This is a genomic window from Streptomyces aurantiacus (genome assembly GCF_027107535.1).
Lineage (GTDB): Bacteria > Actinomycetota > Actinomycetes > Streptomycetales > Streptomycetaceae > Streptomyces.
In genome coordinates this window covers 3,024,256-3,040,958 of the sequence record NZ_CP114283.1, presented here as the reverse complement: position 1 = coordinate 3,040,958, position 16,703 = coordinate 3,024,256, and the positions used below count along the sequence as shown (strand labels likewise).

At 64.4% G+C, this 16,703-nt stretch carries 9 protein-coding genes, 3 rRNA genes and 1 pseudogene; 3 read left to right on the top strand and 10 right to left on the bottom strand.

The window, feature by feature from the left end; translation table 11 throughout:
- Positions 1–5: 5 nt before the first annotated feature.
- From O1Q96_RS15150 to O1Q96_RS15115, 8 genes are all read right to left on the bottom strand, one after another.
- Positions 6–887 carry a DUF881 domain-containing protein gene (locus O1Q96_RS15150; protein ID WP_269248657.1) on the bottom strand — a complete coding sequence of 294 codons (882 nt, stop codon included), beginning with the start codon at positions 885–887 and terminating at the stop codon, positions 6–8.
- A gap of 5 nt (positions 888–892) precedes the next feature.
- Positions 893–1,225 carry a small basic family protein gene (locus O1Q96_RS15145; protein WP_046587749.1) on the bottom strand — a complete coding sequence of 111 codons (333 nt, stop codon included), beginning with the start codon at positions 1,223–1,225 and terminating at the stop codon, positions 893–895.
- Complete coding sequence (locus tag O1Q96_RS15140; RefSeq protein ID WP_269248656.1) at positions 1,222–2,124, bottom strand: DUF881 domain-containing protein; 903 nt, start codon at positions 2,122–2,124, stop codon at positions 1,222–1,224. The genes O1Q96_RS15145 and O1Q96_RS15140 overlap by 4 nt, the downstream gene beginning before the upstream one ends.
- 91 nt (positions 2,125–2,215) lie before the next feature.
- On the bottom strand, positions 2,216–4,711 hold the full coding sequence (locus tag O1Q96_RS15135; RefSeq protein WP_269248655.1) for a mannose-1-phosphate guanyltransferase: 2,496 nt from the start codon (positions 4,709–4,711) through the stop codon (positions 2,216–2,218).
- Between the two features lie 112 nt (positions 4,712–4,823).
- Positions 4,824–5,432: a cardiolipin synthase ClsA gene (clsA, locus tag O1Q96_RS15130; RefSeq protein ID WP_269248654.1), complete on the bottom strand. Its 609-nt coding sequence runs from the start codon at positions 5,430–5,432 to the stop codon at positions 4,824–4,826.
- A gap of 144 nt (positions 5,433–5,576) precedes the next feature.
- Positions 5,577–5,693, bottom strand: a 5S ribosomal RNA gene (gene rrf / locus O1Q96_RS15125).
- Positions 5,694–5,793: 100 nt separating this feature from the next.
- A 23S ribosomal RNA gene (locus O1Q96_RS15120) occupies positions 5,794–8,917 on the bottom strand.
- A gap of 312 nt (positions 8,918–9,229) precedes the next feature.
- Positions 9,230–10,757: ribosomal RNA gene (locus O1Q96_RS15115) — 16S ribosomal RNA — on the bottom strand.
- The 16S, 23S and 5S rRNA genes sit together here, the layout of an rRNA operon.
- Before the next feature lie 579 nt (positions 10,758–11,336).
- On the opposite strand from O1Q96_RS15115, the gene O1Q96_RS15110 reads away from it, so the two are divergent.
- The gene (locus tag O1Q96_RS15110; protein WP_269248653.1) at positions 11,337–11,786 is read left to right on the top strand and encodes a PTS sugar transporter subunit IIA; all 450 of its coding nucleotides are present in this window, start codon (positions 11,337–11,339) and stop codon (positions 11,784–11,786) included.
- A gap of 78 nt (positions 11,787–11,864) precedes the next feature.
- Positions 11,865–13,535 carry a phosphoenolpyruvate--protein phosphotransferase gene (gene ptsP / locus O1Q96_RS15105; RefSeq protein WP_269248652.1) on the top strand — a complete coding sequence of 557 codons (1,671 nt, stop codon included), beginning with the start codon at positions 11,865–11,867 and terminating at the stop codon, positions 13,533–13,535.
- A gap of 79 nt (positions 13,536–13,614) precedes the next feature.
- Here ptsP and O1Q96_RS15100 read toward each other — a convergent pair.
- Positions 13,615–14,450: pseudogene (locus tag O1Q96_RS15100) on the bottom strand (hypothetical protein).
- Here O1Q96_RS15100 and O1Q96_RS15095 point away from each other — a divergent pair.
- Complete coding sequence (locus tag O1Q96_RS15095) at positions 14,376–14,531, top strand: hypothetical protein (RefSeq protein ID WP_269253967.1); 156 nt, start codon at positions 14,376–14,378, stop codon at positions 14,529–14,531. The pseudogene O1Q96_RS15100 and the gene O1Q96_RS15095 sit on opposite strands and share 75 nt — an antisense overlap.
- Positions 14,532–14,710: 179 nt before the next feature.
- Here the strand turns inward: O1Q96_RS15095 and O1Q96_RS15090 are convergent, their stop codons facing one another.
- Complete coding sequence (locus O1Q96_RS15090; protein WP_269248651.1) at positions 14,711–16,678, bottom strand: acetoacetate--CoA ligase; 1,968 nt, start codon at positions 16,676–16,678, stop codon at positions 14,711–14,713.
- Positions 16,679–16,703: the final 25 nt, after the last annotated feature.

Sequence of the window (16,703 nt, the reverse complement as noted above, 5' to 3'; positions counted from 1 at the left end):
CCGGTTCACTGGGAGGACGACCGAGCGTAGTCAGGCCGCTTCGCCGGTCGCAAGGCGTCCACGACGATCTTGTCCGAGCGCTCCACCGTCACAGTGGCCTGCTCCTTCTCCAAAGTCTGCACCACTCCGCCAGGGATGTTGAGCGCCGGTTCGAGGTCCTGCGGCTTGCCGATGACCTTGAAACGATAGGGAGAGCTGATCTTGTTCCCGTCCACGGCGACTCCCCCGCTCACGTCCGTCAGATAGGTGCCGGCGACGACCCGTACGCCATTGACCTGGATCGCCTCAGCGCCGGCCGCGCGCAGCTCCTGAACCGCGTCGAGCAGCATGTCGGCCTCGACCGTCCCCTTCGCGTCGTCGATCGTCAGCGTGATGCCGGGACCCTGCGCCGCCACGGTGCCCGCCAGAATGCCGAGTTGCTTCTCCTTCTCGACGGTCTGCTTGCGGGCCTCCTCGGCCTGGTCCGAGCTGTTCTCCAGCTCGGTCCGCTGGTCCTCGAGCCCCTGCTTCTCCTCTTCCAGACGCTGCGTACGGTCATCCAGTTCATCGAGGATGCGTACGAGATCCTCCTGCCGTGCGCCGCGCAGGGCGCCGTCGCTGTCGCTGTTGGACGCGACCTGGACGGCGAGGCCGAAGCCCAGACCGAACAGCAGGAGGGCCACGATGAGTTGCGCGCGGGACACCCGCGGCGGCCACAGGCCCTTCACCAGCCGCTGACGGCCGGTGGCAACGGCCGGTCCACCCTGTTCCGGCTGGACCTCCGGCGACCCGGGCTCCTCCGCCTCGGCCAAAGGCGTGGTGTCCGGGGTCTCGGCCGGCACTTCTTCGGGCAGTTCCTTGCGCAGGGGGCTCTCGGGGGTGCCCGGCGTTTCGTCCTTGCTGCTCATCGGCCTCACGCCCGGAAGACGTGCCGACGGATCGCCGCGGCGTTGGAGAAGATGCGGATACCGAGGACGACCACGACGCCGGTGGACAGCTGCGCGCCCACGCCCAACTTGTCGCCCAGGAAGACGATCAGTGCGGCCACGACCACGTTCGACAGGAACGACACCACGAAGACCTTGTCGTCGAAGATGCCGTCGAGCATCGCCCGCAGGCCTCCGAACACGGCGTCGAGCGCCGCGACGACGGCGATCGGAAGATAGGGCTCGACCATTGCCGGAACCTCGGGCCGGACCAACAATCCAGCCACGACTCCCACGACGAGGCCCAGTACCGCGATCACGATGTGCCTTTCTCTGTGCTCGGCTCTGCTGTTCGTACGATCACACTCGGTGCTGCGGGCAGCCGGATCTCGTCCTCGACGGAGATACTGGTCCGGATCCCGAAGTTCTTCTCCAGGGCGTGCAGATACTGCCCGTCGCCACTGTTCTGGAACTTGGTGCTCAATCTCCGGCCGTCCCCCACCGCGAGCACCGTGTACGGCGGCACCAGCGGCTTGTTGTCGACCAGTATCGCGTCGCCCGCGGCCCTGATCGCCGACAGCGCCGTGAGCCGCTGACCGTTGATCGTGATGGCCTCCGCGCCCGACGCCCACAGCCCGTTGATGACGCGCTGCATGTCACGGTCGCGTACGCGTCCGGTGTCGGAGAAGCCCGATGTCTCGCGGGCGTCCCCGTCCCCGCTCTGGTCGGCTTCCTTGGCATCGTCCACGACGAGTTTGACGCCGGGGCCGTGCACTTCGACCGCGCCCGCCAGGATGCCCACCAGCTCGCCCTGGTCACCACCGTGTTTCTTCAACGCCTCGCGCTGCCGGGCGCCCACGTCGTCGCGGAGCTTGTCGATGCCGTCTTCGAGGTCTTCGGCCGCCGACGTCTCGCGGTCGATGCGGTCGATGAGTTCCTCGCGCTCCTTGGCGACGCCAGGAGCCGCTATCCGCGCCTGAGCCGCGCCCACGGTCACCACGAGGGCCGCGAGCACCAGACCGGCCGCTAGACCGAGCTTCGCCCGCAGCGTCTTGGGCATACCACCCGTGCCGTCGGCCTTCTTGCGCTCAGCCGCCTCGGCGTACCCGTCGTCGAGACTGTGGTCCATGACGTTGGTGAGCAGCGACATGGAGGCGTCCGGGCGCGAGGGGCGCGTGGGGGTGCTCCGAACGGGGGGCTGCTGCGGCATGCCGCACATCGTCGCACGTCGCGGCCAGTACCTCCGAATGGCCCCACCGACGTGCCGGACGGGCCCCCAAAAGGGCCCGTCCGGCACGCGCGCGTGCTGCTCAGCGACCGGCGCTGTCCACCACGGACGACCACTCGTCGAGCAACGCCTGCGCCGACGCGTCGTCCGGGCCTTCGGCCCACAGGTGGGTGACGGCCTCCGCGGGATCGGGAAGGACCATCACCCAGCGTCCGTCGGTCTCCACGACGCGAACGCCGTCGGTCGTGTCGACGAACCTGTCACCGGCCGCTTCCACGACGCGCCGCATCACAAGCCCCTTGACCGCCCAGGGAGTCGCGAGATCCCGCTTGATGACGTGCGCCCGCGGAATCCGTGCGTCGATCTGGCTGAGAGTGAGCTGCGTCCGCGCCACCAGTCCGATGAGCCGGACGAAGGCCGCGGCGCCGTCGAACACGGAGCTGAACTCCGGCACGATGTAACCACCGCGCCCGTCGCCACCGAAGATCGTCGACTCCTCGCGCCCGACGCGCGTCAGATCGTCCGGAGACGTCGTCGTCCAGTCGACCTGCGTCCCGTGGTACGCCGCCACCTGCTCGGCGATCCTCGTGGTGGTCACCGGCAACGCCACACGCCCGCTGCGCCGTTCGGCGGCCACCAGGTCGAGCATGACGAGCAGCGCCCGGTCGTCCTCGATGATCCGGCCCTTCTCGTCGACGAGCGACAGCCGCTCGCCCACCGGGTCGAACCGCACCCCGAACGCGGCCCGTGCGGAGGCCACGATCTCTCCGAGCCGCACCATTCCCGAACGGCGGGCGTCCGCTGTCTCCGTGGGCCGCGACTCGTCCAGTCCGGGGTTGATCGTCAGCGAATCGACCCCGAGCTTGCCCAGAAGGCTGGGCAGGACCAGGCCGGCGCTGCCGTTCGACGCGTCCACGACCACCTTGAGCCCGGACTCGGCGATCCCGGTCGTGTCGACATTCCTGAGCAGCGAGCCCGTGTACGAGTCGAAGACGCTGGCCGGGAAGTGCAGATCCCCGATCTCACCGGGGAACGCCCGCCGGTACTCCTGCCGCGCGAACACCCGGTCGAGCTTCCGCTGGCTTCCCTGCGACAGGTCCGCCCCGCGCCCGTCGAAGAACATGATGTCGACGGAGTCGGGAACTCCGGGCGTCGTACGGATCATGATCCCGCCGGCACTGCCCCGCGCGGTCTGCTGCCTAGCCACCGGCAGCGGTACGTTTTCCAGGTCCCGCACATCGATGGCGCTGGCCTGCAGAGCCGAGATGACCGCCCGCTTGAGCGCGCGGGCACCTCTGGAGTGGTCGCGGGCCGTGGTGACGGTGGAGCCCTTCTTGAGCGTGGTCGCGTACGCCCCCGCCAGGCGGACGGCCAGCTCGGGCGTGATCTCCACGTTGAGGATCCCGGTCACGCCACGGGCTCCGAAGAGATGGGCCTGCCCCCGGGACTCCCAGATGACCGACGTATTGACGAAGGCGCCGGCCTCGATCGTCTTGAACGGGTATACCCGTACGTTGCCCTGCACGATCGATTCTTCGCCGACGAGGCACTCGTCCCCGATGACGGCACCGTCTTCGATACGCGCGGCCCGCATGATGTCGGTGTTCTTTCCGATGACACAGCCGCGCAGGTTGCTGTGCTGACCGATGTACACGTTGTCGTGCAGCACGGCCTTGTGCAGGAATGCCCCGGTCTTGACGACGACGTTGGAGCCCACCACGGTGTGCTCTCGGATTTCGACGTCCGCCTCGACCTTGGCGTAGTCCCCGATGTAGAGCGGGCCTCGCAGCACCGCGTCGGGGTGGACTTCGGCGCCCTCGGCGACCCAGACGCCGGGCGAGATCTCGAAGCCGTCCAGTTCGACGTCGACCTTGCCCTCCAGGACATCGGCCTGAGCCTTCACATAACTCTCGTGAGTGCCTACGTCCTCCCAGTACCCCTCGGCGATATAGCCGTAGATCGGCTTGCCCTCCTTCATCAGCTGAGGGAAGACATCGCCGGACCAGTCGACGGAGGCATCGGCCTCGACATAGTCGAAGACTTCGGGCTCCATGACGTAGATGCCCGTGTTGACGGTGTCGGAGAAGACCTGACCCCAGGTCGGCTTTTCAAGAAAGCGCTCGACCTTGCCCTCTTCGTCCACGATGGTGATGCCGAATTCAAGAGGATTGGGGACTCGGGTCAAACAGACGGTGACCAGCCCGCCCTTTTCCTTGTGAAAATTGATCAGGTCGGTGAGATCGAAGTCGGTCAGAGCATCACCGGAGATCACGAGGAAGGTGTCGTCCTTCAGTGCCTCCTCGGCGTTCTTGACACTGCCGGCAGTACCGAGTGGCTTCTCCTCGTTGGCATAGGTGAGCTCCATACCGAGCTCTTCACCGTCACCGAAGTAGTTCTTGACCAGCGAGGCCAGGAACTGGACAGTGACGACGGTTTCGTTGAGCCCATGCCGCTTGAGCAGCCGTAGCACGTGCTCCATGATCGGGCGATTGGCCACAGGCAGGAGCGGCTTGGGCATGCTTGAGGTCATGGGGCGAAGGCGTGTGCCTTCACCTCCGGCCATCACGACGGCCTTCATGTCGGAAGCGTCCTCCTTGAAGAGACGGTCTAGCCGACTTCACCCGTCAGATTGTCCCGCACATTCTCGTCGCGGGCCATCAGAGACCTCTACGGCCACCCAGTGGGCGAGCTCAGTCGGCCATGGTGTCCGCACGGACAAGGCGGCGGACCTGAACCACGTACAGGATCCCTGCCCACCAGTACAGAGTTGTACCCCATCCGGCGAACGCCCATCCGAAAATAGCAGCGAGTGATGCGAGCCATCCACTTCCGTCACTGAGCAGCAGCAACGGGAAGGCGTACATCAGGTTGAACGTGGCTGCCTTCCCAAGGAAGTTCACCTGAGGCGGCGGATAGCCGTGCCGCCGGAGGATGCCCACCATCACGAGCAGAACGAGCTCCCGCGCGAGCAGGACAGCGGTCAGCCACAGCGGCAGAATCTCACGCCAGGTGAGCCCGAGCAGGGTCGACAGAATGTAGAGCCGGTCGGCCGCGGGGTCCAGCAGTCGGCCGAGGCTGCTGATCTGGTTCCAGCGCCGGGCGAGCTTGCCGTCCAGATAGTCGCTGATACCGCTCAACATGAGCACCAGAAGTGCCCAGCCGTCGCTCTGGGGGCCGCCGAACTCCGGCCTGAGGATCAGCCACAGGAAGAGCGGTACGCCGGCCAGGCGCGCCATGCTGAGGATGTTCGGGATGGTGAGGACCCGGTCTGTCTGGACGCGGGTCTCCTGAACCTCCACCCGGGAGCCTCCTGTGGGAACGTGCCAACGATGCTCACTGACCTTACCCTCAGCCGTGCACCCACATCGCGGAGGGGTTCCGGTGATCTCCCCTGAACGCAAAATAGCCCCCGCACCGGAGTGCGGGGGCTATCAGCAATATACGTTCGGCGGCGTCCTACTCTCCCACAGGGTCCCCCCTGCAGTACCATCGGCGCTGTAAGGCTTAGCTTCCGGGTTCGGAATGTAACCGGGCGTTTCCCTCACGCTATGACCACCGAAACACTATGAAACACTCAAACTGCGGCACCATACCCCGTGGCCAAACAAGGGTATGGGATTGTTCGTGGTTTCAGAACCAACACAGTGGACGCGAGCAACTGAGGACAAGCCCTCGGCCTATTAGTACCAGTCAGCTTCACCCCTTACAGGGCTTCCACATCTGGCCTATCAACCCAGTCGTCTACTGGGAGCCTTAACCAATCTAGTTGGTGGGAATACTCATCTCGAAGCAGGCTTCCCGCTTAGATGCTTTCAGCGGTTATCCCTCCCGAACGTAGCCAACCAGCCATGCCCTTGGCAGGACAACTGGCACACCAGAGGTTCGTCCGTCCCGGTCCTCTCGTACTAGGGACAGCCCTTCTCAATATTCCTACGCGCACAGCGGATAGGGACCGAACTGTCTCACGACGTTCTAAACCCAGCTCGCGTACCGCTTTAATGGGCGAACAGCCCAACCCTTGGGACCGACTCCAGCCCCAGGATGCGACGAGCCGACATCGAGGTGCCAAACCATCCCGTCGATATGGACTCTTGGGGAAGATCAGCCTGTTATCCCCGGGGTACCTTTTATCCGTTGAGCGACGGCGCTTCCACAAGCCACCGCCGGATCACTAGTCCCGACTTTCGTCCCTGCTCGACCCGTCGGTCTCACAGTCAAGCTCCCTTGTGCACTTACACTCAACACCTGATTGCCAACCAGGCTGAGGGAACCTTTGGGCGCCTCCGTTACTCTTTAGGAGGCAACCGCCCCAGTTAAACTACCCATCAGACACTGTCCCTGATCCGGATCACGGACCCAGGTTAGACATCCAGCACGACCAGACTGGTATTTCAACGACGACTCCACCATGGCTGGCGCCATGACTTCAAAGTCTCCCAGCTATCCTACACAAGCCGAACCGAACACCAATATCAAACTGTAGTAAAGGTCCCGGGGTCTTTCCGTCCTGCTGCGCGAAACGAGCATCTTTACTCGTAGTGCAATTTCACCGGGCCTATGGTTGAGACAGTCGAGAAGTCGTTACGCCATTCGTGCAGGTCGGAACTTACCCGACAAGGAATTTCGCTACCTTAGGATGGTTATAGTTACCACCGCCGTTTACTGGCGCTTAAGTTCTCAGCTTCGCCAAACCGAAGTTTGACTAACCGGTCCCCTTAACGTTCCAGCACCGGGCAGGCGTCAGTCCGTATACATCGCCTTACGGCTTCGCACGGACCTGTGTTTTTAGTAAACAGTCGCTTCTCGCTGGTCTCTGCGGCCACCCCCAGCTCACCGAGTAAATCGGATCACCAGTGATGGCCCCCCTTCTCCCGAAGTTACGGGGGCATTTTGCCGAGTTCCTTAACCATAGTTCACCCGAACGCCTCGGTATTCTCTACCTGACCACCTGAGTCGGTTTAGGGTACGGGCCGCCATGAAACTCGCTAGAGGCTTTTCTCGACAGCATAGGATCATCCACTTCACCACAATCGGCTCGGCATCAGGTCTCACCCTTGATGTGCGACGGATTTACCTATCACACGGGCTACACCCTTACCCCGGGACAACCACCGCCCGGGATGGACTACCTTCCTGCGTCACCCCATCACTCACCTACTGCAGGTCTGGTCCGTCGGCTCCACCACTTTCCTTTCCCCGAAGGGTCCGGAACGGCTTCACGGACTTAGCATCGCCTGGTTCAATGTTTGACGCTTCACAGCGGGTACCGGAATATCAACCGGTTATCCATCGACTACGCCTGTCGGCCTCGCCTTAGGTCCCGACTTACCCTGGGCAGATCAGCTTGACCCAGGAACCCTTAGTCAATCGGCGCACACGTTTCTCACGTGTGTATCGCTACTCATGCCTGCATTCTCACTCGTGAACCGTCCACCACTGCCTTCCGGCGCGGCTTCACCCGGCACACGACGCTCCCCTACCCATCCCAGCGGGCGTTGGCCCTATATGCTGAAATGACACGACTTCGGCGGTACGCTTGAGCCCCGCTACATTGTCGGCGCGGAATCACTAGACCAGTGAGCTATTACGCACTCTTTCAAGGGTGGCTGCTTCTAAGCCAACCTCCTGGTTGTCTGTGCGACTCCACATCCTTTCCCACTTAGCGTACGCTTAGGGGCCTTAGTCGATGCTCTGGGCTGTTTCCCTCTCGACCATGGAGCTTATCCCCCACAGTCTCACTGCCGCGCTCTCACTTACCGGCATTCGGAGTTTGGCTAAGGTCAGTAACCCGGTAGGGCCCATCGCCTATCCAGTGCTCTACCTCCGGCAAGAAACACACGACGCTGCACCTAAATGCATTTCGGGGAGAACCAGCTATCACGGAGTTTGATTGGCCTTTCACCCCTAACCACAGGTCATCCCCCAGGTTTTCAACCCTGGTGGGTTCGGTCCTCCACGACCTCTTACAGCCGCTTCAACCTGCCCATGGCTAGATCACTCCGCTTCGGGTCTTGAGCGCGCTACTGAATCGCCCTATTCGGACTCGCTTTCGCTACGGCTTCCCCACACGGGTTAACCTCGCAACACACCGCAAACTCGCAGGCTCATTCTTCAAAAGGCACGCAGTCACGACCCACAGAGTAAACTCTGTGAGCGACGCTCCCACGGCTTGTAGGCACACGGTTTCAGGTACTATTTCACTCCGCTCCCGCGGTACTTTTCACCATTCCCTCACGGTACTATCCGCTATCGGTCACCAGGGAATATTTAGGCTTAGCGGGTGGTCCCGCCAGATTCACACGGGATTTCTCGGGCCCCGTGCTACTTGGGTGTCTCTCAAACGAGCCGTTGATGTTTCGACTACGGGGGTCTTACCCTCTACGCCGGACCTTTCGCATGTCCTTCGCCTACACCAACGGTTTCTGACTCGTCTCACAGCCGGCAGACTGTGAAAGAGAGATCCCACAACCCCGCATGCGCAACCCCTGCCGGGTCTCACACACATACGGTTTGGCCTCATCCGGTTTCGCTCGCCACTACTCCCGGAATCACGGTTGTTTTCTCTTCCTGCGGGTACTGAGATGTTTCACTTCCCCGCGTTCCCTCCACACACCCTATGTGTTCAGATGTGGGTGACAGCCCATGACGACTGCCGGGTTTCCCCATTCGGAAACCCCCGGATCAAAGCCTGGTTGACGGCTCCCCGGGGACTATCGTGGCCTCCCACGTCCTTCATCGGTTCCTGGTACCAAGGCATCCACCGTGCGCCCTTAAAAACTTGGCCACAGATGCTCGCGTCCACTGTGCAGTTCTCAAACAACGACCAACCACCCATCACCCCGCCTTCACAGGCGAGTGCACTGGGGCCGGCACTGAAGGCAGCCATACGGCCATACCCTCAGACACCCAACAGCGTGCCCGGCACCCTCGCCGCTTCCCTCATTCTTTCCACGCCCCGAAGGACAGTACTGGAAGGAGAAGACGACCAAGAGTGCCGAATAATCAACGTTCCACCCATGAGCAACCACCGTCGAACGTGTGCCGACGTAATGGCCCTGGACCACCAAGCAAGCTTGGCGGCCTAGATGCTCCTTAGAAAGGAGGTGATCCAGCCGCACCTTCCGGTACGGCTACCTTGTTACGACTTCGTCCCAATCGCCAGTCCCACCTTCGACAGCTCCCTCCCCACAAGGGGGTTGGGCCACCGGCTTCGGGTGTTACCGACTTTCGTGACGTGACGGGCGGTGTGTACAAGGCCCGGGAACGTATTCACCGCAGCAATGCTGATCTGCGATTACTAGCAACTCCGACTTCATGGGGTCGAGTTGCAGACCCCAATCCGAACTGAGACAGGCTTTTTGAGATTCGCTCCACCTTGCGGTATCGCAGCTCATTGTACCTGCCATTGTAGCACGTGTGCAGCCCAAGACATAAGGGGCATGATGACTTGACGTCGTCCCCACCTTCCTCCGAGTTGACCCCGGCAGTCTCCTGTGAGTCCCCATCACCCCGAAGGGCATGCTGGCAACACAGAACAAGGGTTGCGCTCGTTGCGGGACTTAACCCAACATCTCACGACACGAGCTGACGACAGCCATGCACCACCTGTCACCCGACCACAAGGGGGGCACCATCTCTGATGCTTTCCGGGCGATGTCAAGCCTTGGTAAGGTTCTTCGCGTTGCGTCGAATTAAGCCACATGCTCCGCTGCTTGTGCGGGCCCCCGTCAATTCCTTTGAGTTTTAGCCTTGCGGCCGTACTCCCCAGGCGGGGAACTTAATGCGTTAGCTGCGGCACCGACGACGTGGAATGTCGCCAACACCTAGTTCCCACCGTTTACGGCGTGGACTACCAGGGTATCTAATCCTGTTCGCTCCCCACGCTTTCGCTCCTCAGCGTCAGTAATGGCCCAGAGATCCGCCTTCGCCACCGGTGTTCCTCCTGATATCTGCGCATTTCACCGCTACACCAGGAATTCCGATCTCCCCTACCACACTCTAGTCTGCCCGTATCGAATGCAGACCCGGGGTTAAGCCCCGGGCTTTCACATCCGACGCGACAGACCGCCTACGAGCTCTTTACGCCCAATAATTCCGGACAACGCTTGCGCCCTACGTATTACCGCGGCTGCTGGCACGTAGTTAGCCGGCGCTTCTTCTGCAGGTACCGTCACTTTCGCTTCTTCCCTGCTGAAAGAGGTTTACAACCCGAAGGCCGTCATCCCTCACGCGGCGTCGCTGCATCAGGCTTTCGCCCATTGTGCAATATTCCCCACTGCTGCCTCCCGTAGGAGTCTGGGCCGTGTCTCAGTCCCAGTGTGGCCGGTCGCCCTCTCAGGCCGGCTACCCGTCGTCGCCTTGGTGAGCCACTACCTCACCAACAAGCTGATAGGCCGCGGGCTCATCCTTCACCGCCGGAGCTTTCAACCCCCACCCATGCGAGTGGAAGTATCATCCGGTATTAGACCCCGTTTCCAGGGCTTGTCCCAGAGTGAAGGGCAGATTGCCCACGTGTTACTCACCCGTTCGCCACTAATCCCCACCGAAGTGGTTCATCGTTCGACTTGCATGTGTTAAGCACGCCGCCAGCGTTCGTCCTGAGCCAGGATCAAACTCTCCGTGAATGTATTCCCGTAATCGGGAGAACACCACGAGAGCGGAACAGTCAACCGGAATAAGGAAGACTGTTCACTGCGTCCTCGCTGATGCGCCTACCGGAACAATGCCCGGCAGGACTTTTTCAAAGGAACCTCCACCCACCACAAAGTGATGGACGGGGTATCAACATATCTGGCGTTGATTTTTGGCACGCTGTTGAGTTCTCAAGGAACGGACGCTTCCTTCGTACTCACCCTCTCGGGCTTTCCTCCGGGCGCTTCCCTTCGTGTTCCCAAACTCTATCAGTGAATTTCCGTCCCTCTGACCACCGCTCTGCGGACATGCAAAACGAGACCCGAGATAGGATCTGACAAGTTGGATGCTGCCAGGCAAGGACGCGCAGTCGCATCGCTCAGCCCCAGGCAGGAGTACGACACTACATGGGCCCCGGAGCGGGCGCAAATCGTTTGCTCTGTGCGCTACGACCCCCAACCGGGTCCTCTGGCGCGGAACCGTCACTTCATATGACTTACGCTGCTCAACAGTGCGCCGTCCGGGACAGGCAGTGACGGCCCATATGAATCACCGCCCCTGGGAGGCTTCCCATGACCACCGTGACGTCCCCTCTTGCAGGACGCACCATCGGACTCGCAGCTGTACCCGACCCGGTCTTCTCCGGAGCCATGGTGGGCCCCGGCACCGCGATCGACCCCGTTCGAGAGGCGTCCGAAGCCGTTGCCCCCATCGACGGCGTTGTTGTCTCCCTCCACCCGCACGCCTTCGTCGTGGTCGACGACCAGGGTCACGGAGTGCTGACGCACCTGGGTATCGACACCGTTCAGCTCAACGGCGAGGGCTTCGAGTTGCTCGTCAACAAGGGCGACTCCGTGCAGCGCGGTCAGGCCGTGGTGCGTTGGGACCCGGCTGCCGTCGAAGCGAGCGGCAAGTCCCCCATCTGTCCCATCGTGGCACTCGAGGCCACAGCCGAGTCCCTCTCGGACGTCAGCGTCGACGGCGACGTGAAGGCCGGCGACGCTCTCTTCAGCTGGCACTGACCCCATCGCCGTCAGTGGCAGCAGGCACGGCACAACATCTCGGCGGCAGGGCCCGCCGCTCTATCGGAGACGGGTGACATGGAGACAACGCTGCGAGGCGTCGGCGTGAGCCACGGTGTGGCGATCGGCGAGGTTCGGCACATGGGGACGGCGGTACTCGAGCCGCCTGCCAAGCAGATACCGACGGAGGACGCGGAGCGCGAGCAGGGGCGTGCCCGCAAGGCCGTCGAGGCCGTGGCGGCCGACCTGATGGCCCGCGGCAATCTGGCGGGCGGCGAGGCCCAGGCAGTTCTCGAGGCCCAGGCCATGATGGCCCAGGACCCCGAGCTCATGGCCGATGTCGAGCGGCGTATCGCGGTCGGCAGCACGGCGGAGCGCGGCGTATATGACGCATTCGCCGCGTATCGCGCTCTTCTCGCGAACGCCGGTGAGTACCTGGCGGGGCGAGTGGCGGACCTCGACGACGTGCGGAACCGTATCGTCGCCCGGCTGCTCGGCGTTCCGATGCCGGGTGTTCCCGACAGTGACGAGCCGTACGTCCTCATTGCCCGTGATCTCGCGCCGGCCGACACGGCTCTGCTGGACCCGACGCTGGTCCTCGGTTTTGTCACCGAGGAGGGCGGGCCGACCAGCCACAGCGCGATCCTGGCGCGAGCTCTCGGCGTACCGGCCGTGGTGGCGCTGCCCGGAGCCGGTGAGCTGGCCGAAGGCACGATGATCGCCGTGGACGGCAGCACCGGCGAGATCTTCGTGGACCCGAGCGCGGAGAAGAGGGCCGAGATGGAGGCCGCCGCGGCTGCGCGCAAGGCGTCGCTCGCGGCGTCGACCGGCCCCGGTGCGACGTCCGACGGTCACAAGGTTCCACTGCTCGCCAACATCGGCGGTCCCGCGGACGTTCCGGCGGCGGTGGAGGCCGGTGCCGAGGGTGTGGGTCTGTTCCGTACCGAGTTCCTCTTCCTCGACGACAGCAAGAACGCGCCGTCGGAGGAGAAGCAGGTCGAGGCGTACCGGCAGGTGCTTGAGGCCTTCCCCGAGGGGCGGGTCGTGGTGCGGGTGCTCGACGCGGGCGCCGACAAGCCGCTGGAATTCCTGACGCCGGCCGACGAGCCGAACCCTGCGCTGGGCGTACGCGGTCTGCGGTCGCTCCTCGACCACCCCGACGTGCTGCGTACGCAACTGACGGCGCTGGCGAAGGCTTCCGAGGGACTGCCTGTCTACCTCGACGTCATGGCGCCGATGGTCGCGGACCGCGCGGACGCCAAGGCGTTCGCCGACGCGTGCCGTGCCGCGGGCCTGCAGGCGAAGTTCGGTGCCATGGTCGAGATTCCGTCGGCCGCCCTGCGGGCGCGATCGATCCTGCAGGAGGTCGAGTTCCTGTCGCTGGGGACCAACGACCTCGCGCAGTACACCTTCGCCGCCGACCGCCAGGTGGGCGCTGTGTCCCGGCTCCAGGATCCGTGGCAGCCCGCGCTGCTCGACCTGGTCGCGCTGTCCGCCGAAGCGGCCGGCGCCGAGGGCAAGAGCTGTGGCGTCTGCGGCGAGGCCGCTTCGGACCCGCTGCTGGCATGTGTGCTGACCGGTCTTGGTGTCACCTCTCTCTCCATGGGCGCGGCGTCGATTCCCTACGTCCGCGCGACGCTGGCCAAGTACACGCTGGCGCAGTGCGAGCGGGCCGCGGCGGCCGCTCGTGCCTGCGACAGCGCCGAGGAAGCGCGCACGGCGGCTCAGGCGGTTCTGTCCGGCGAGTAGGAGCGGTCCCGCGCTCGTCGGCGCGCGGGACCTGTGGTCGAGGGGCGCTCCACCGAAGGGTGGGGCGCCCCCCGTGTGTTCAGTGTGTGTGGGCGGTCGTGTGCCCGTCGTCACCCAGATCCGGTGGTGCGCAGTAGTCGACGCCCGACTCCGGGGAGACGAGGTCGCCGGACTCGACGTCCGTGCAGTAGGCGTCGAAGACTTCTCCGGCGGTGAGCGCTTCGAGCCCTTCGCCCCGCAGGCGCCAGCCGTAGACCCGGTCGGTCGCGTGGGGTGTGCTGGTGCGCATGACGAGGCCGCCGGCGCTGCGGGTGGCGATGCCGAGGGCGAGGACGGTGGTGAATTCGAGGGCCTCGGCCTCGTCGAGATGCGGCGTCCCGTGCTGGTCGTCGTCGGTGCGGAGGACCGCGACGAGCGTCTCGGGCTCTGTGGAGACGCTGCAGACAAGGTGTCGTTCGCCCGGGCCCGTGGCCTCAAGGATGCGGACGACCAGGTCCGAGGCTCGTACGAACGCCGCTCGGCCGATGTCCTCGCCGCAGGAGGCGCAGGTGCCGATCCGGGACAGGAGCGTGGTCGCGTACTCCCAGGTGGCCTGGCGGACGGCCTCGTCGACGAGGTGAGGGACGAGGTCGTCGAGGGCCTGGCCCTCGTAGGAACGGTCGCGCCTGTCGCGGCGAGCTCCGCCGTGAAGCGGGTGCGGCTGGACGCGGTGTCGGGGTCAAGGTCGTGCTCGGCGCAGAACTGGGCGTACTCCTCGGGGTCGAAGAGTGCCACGGTGGTGTGGCCGCCCTCCGACGCGAGGGTCCGGAGCAGGGTCTCCACCTGTTGGAGATAGCTCGCGTGGTCGTCGAAGGCGAAGGTGCGGTAACGCCGCCGCATCGCCGTGAAGTCCTGTTCGTCGGTCAGCAGGCCGATTGTTCCGGCGATTTCGCGGCGCAGGACGCGTCGCATGGTCCGGTGCTGGGTGTGCGCCATCTTTCCCCCTGTGCGCAGTGATCAATGCTCACTCACCGTAACCGGCGGCACTGACAATGCCCCCTCGACCTGTGACGCAGATGCGGAAACTGGTCGAAATATGCAGGTCAGCGGCGTGCCAGCTGTCTGACTGCGTAGGGGCGCCGACCTCGGACGGTGACGCCGTCGCGGGATGCGTCCGAGGCCGTCGGCGGGGGTGGTCAGGCGCGTTCGTGAGCCAGTTTCTCGTAGAAGCGGAGCAGGTCGAGATTGTCGACGGAACCGGGGTTGACCGCCTTTTCGAGGGACGTGCCCTGAAGGAGGCGTTTGACCGGGACCTCGATGCGCTTGCCGGTCAGGGTGTGGGGCACGCCGGGGACCTCGATGACCTCGTCGGGGATGTGGCGCGGTGAGAGCTGTTCCCGGATGGTCTGCTTGATGCGGCCGAGGAGCGCCTCGTCGAGCACGGCTCCTGGAGCGAGGTGCACGAAGAGAGGCATCCAGTAGCCGCCGTCGGGCTGTTCGACGCCGATGACAAGGGATTCGCGGATCTCCGGGAGGCGCTCGACCGCTTCGTAGATGTCGGCCGAACCCATGCGTACGCCCTGACGGTTGAGCGTGGAGTCCGAGCGGCCGTGGATGACGACGGAGCCGCGGGAGGTGACGGTGATCCAGTCGCCGTGGCGCCACACTCCGGGGTACGTGTCGAAGTAGCTGTCGTGGTAGCGGCTGCCATCGGGGTCGTTCCAGAAGCGGATCGGCATGGACGGCATGGGGTTGGTGACGACGAGCTCGCCGACCTCGTCGGTGAGGGATTCACCGCTCGGGTCCCAGGACTGGAGGTCGGTGCCGAGGCCCGGGGCCTGCAGTTCACCGATGTGCACGGGCAGGGTGGGGACCGCTCCCGCGAAGCAGGAACACACGTCGGTGCCACCACTGACAGAGGCGATCCACAGGTCGTCGCGCACCTCGTCGTGCAGCCAGCGGAATCCGTCGGGCGGCAGGGGCGAGCCGGTGGTCGCGACGCACTGGACCTTGGAGAGGTCCAAGTCGCGGGAGGGGTGTACGCCCGCCTTGCGGCAGGCCATGACGTACGCCGCCGAGGTGCCGTACAGGGTGGCGCCGGTGCGTTCGGCGATGCGCCACTGGGCGCCGGTGTCGGGATAGCCGGGGCTGCCGTCGTACAGGACGATCGTGGTGCCCGTCAGCAGGCCGGAGACGAGGAAGTTCCACATCATCCAGCCAGTGGACGTGTACCAGAAGAAGCGGTCCTCGGGTCCCAGGTCGCAGTGCAGGCCGAGTTGTTTGAGGTGCTCGACGAGGATGCCGCCCTGGGACTGGACGATGGCCTTGGGGAGACCGGTCGTGCCGGAGGAGTAGAGCACCCACAGGGGGTGGTCGAAAGGCACCTCTTCGTAGAGGGGCGTTACGTCCGAGGAGGTGAGGGCGGACCATTCCAGGGCGCCTTCGGGGGGCTCGGTGCCCAGGAGCGGGATGTGGACGACGGCGCGCAGGGTGGGCAGTTCGCGGCGCAGTTCGGCGACGGTGTCCCGGCGGTCGTGCTCCTTGCCTCCGTAGCGGTAGCCGTCGACCGTGAAGAGGACGACGGGCTCGACCTGCTGGAAGCGGTCGAGGACGCTGCGTGCGCCGAAGTCCGGGGCGCAGGACGTCCACACTCCGCCCACGGCCGCGGTGGCGAGGAGGGCGACGACGGCCTGGGGGACGTTCGGGAGGTATCCGCTGACGCGGTCTCCCGGTCGAACGCCGAGGGAGCGGAGTTCCGCGGCCAGGGAGCCGACCTGCCGGCGCAGTTCGGACCAGCTGACCGGGCTCGGCTCATGGGTTTCGTCGACATACAGGAGGGCCGGTTCGTCCGCTCGGGTGTCGGCCGCTCTCAGGGCGTGCTCGGCGTAGTTGACGGTGGCTCCGGGAAACCACTGGGCTCCGGGCATGGAGCGGTCGGCCAGCACGCGCGCGTAAGGGGCGGTGAACCGTACGTCGAACCACTGGGTGACGGCTTCCCAGAACGTGTCCAGTTCGTCCACGGACCAGCGGTGCAGGGCGGTGTAGCCGCCTTCGGCGGGGGCTCCGTGGTGCTCGGCCGCCCAGGTCTGGAATCGGGTGATCTGCGCCCGGTCGATGCGTTCCCTGTCGGGCTGCCAGAGCGGCGAGGGGTTCGATGAGGTCATGGGGCGGCTCCCGGACTGCGCGCGT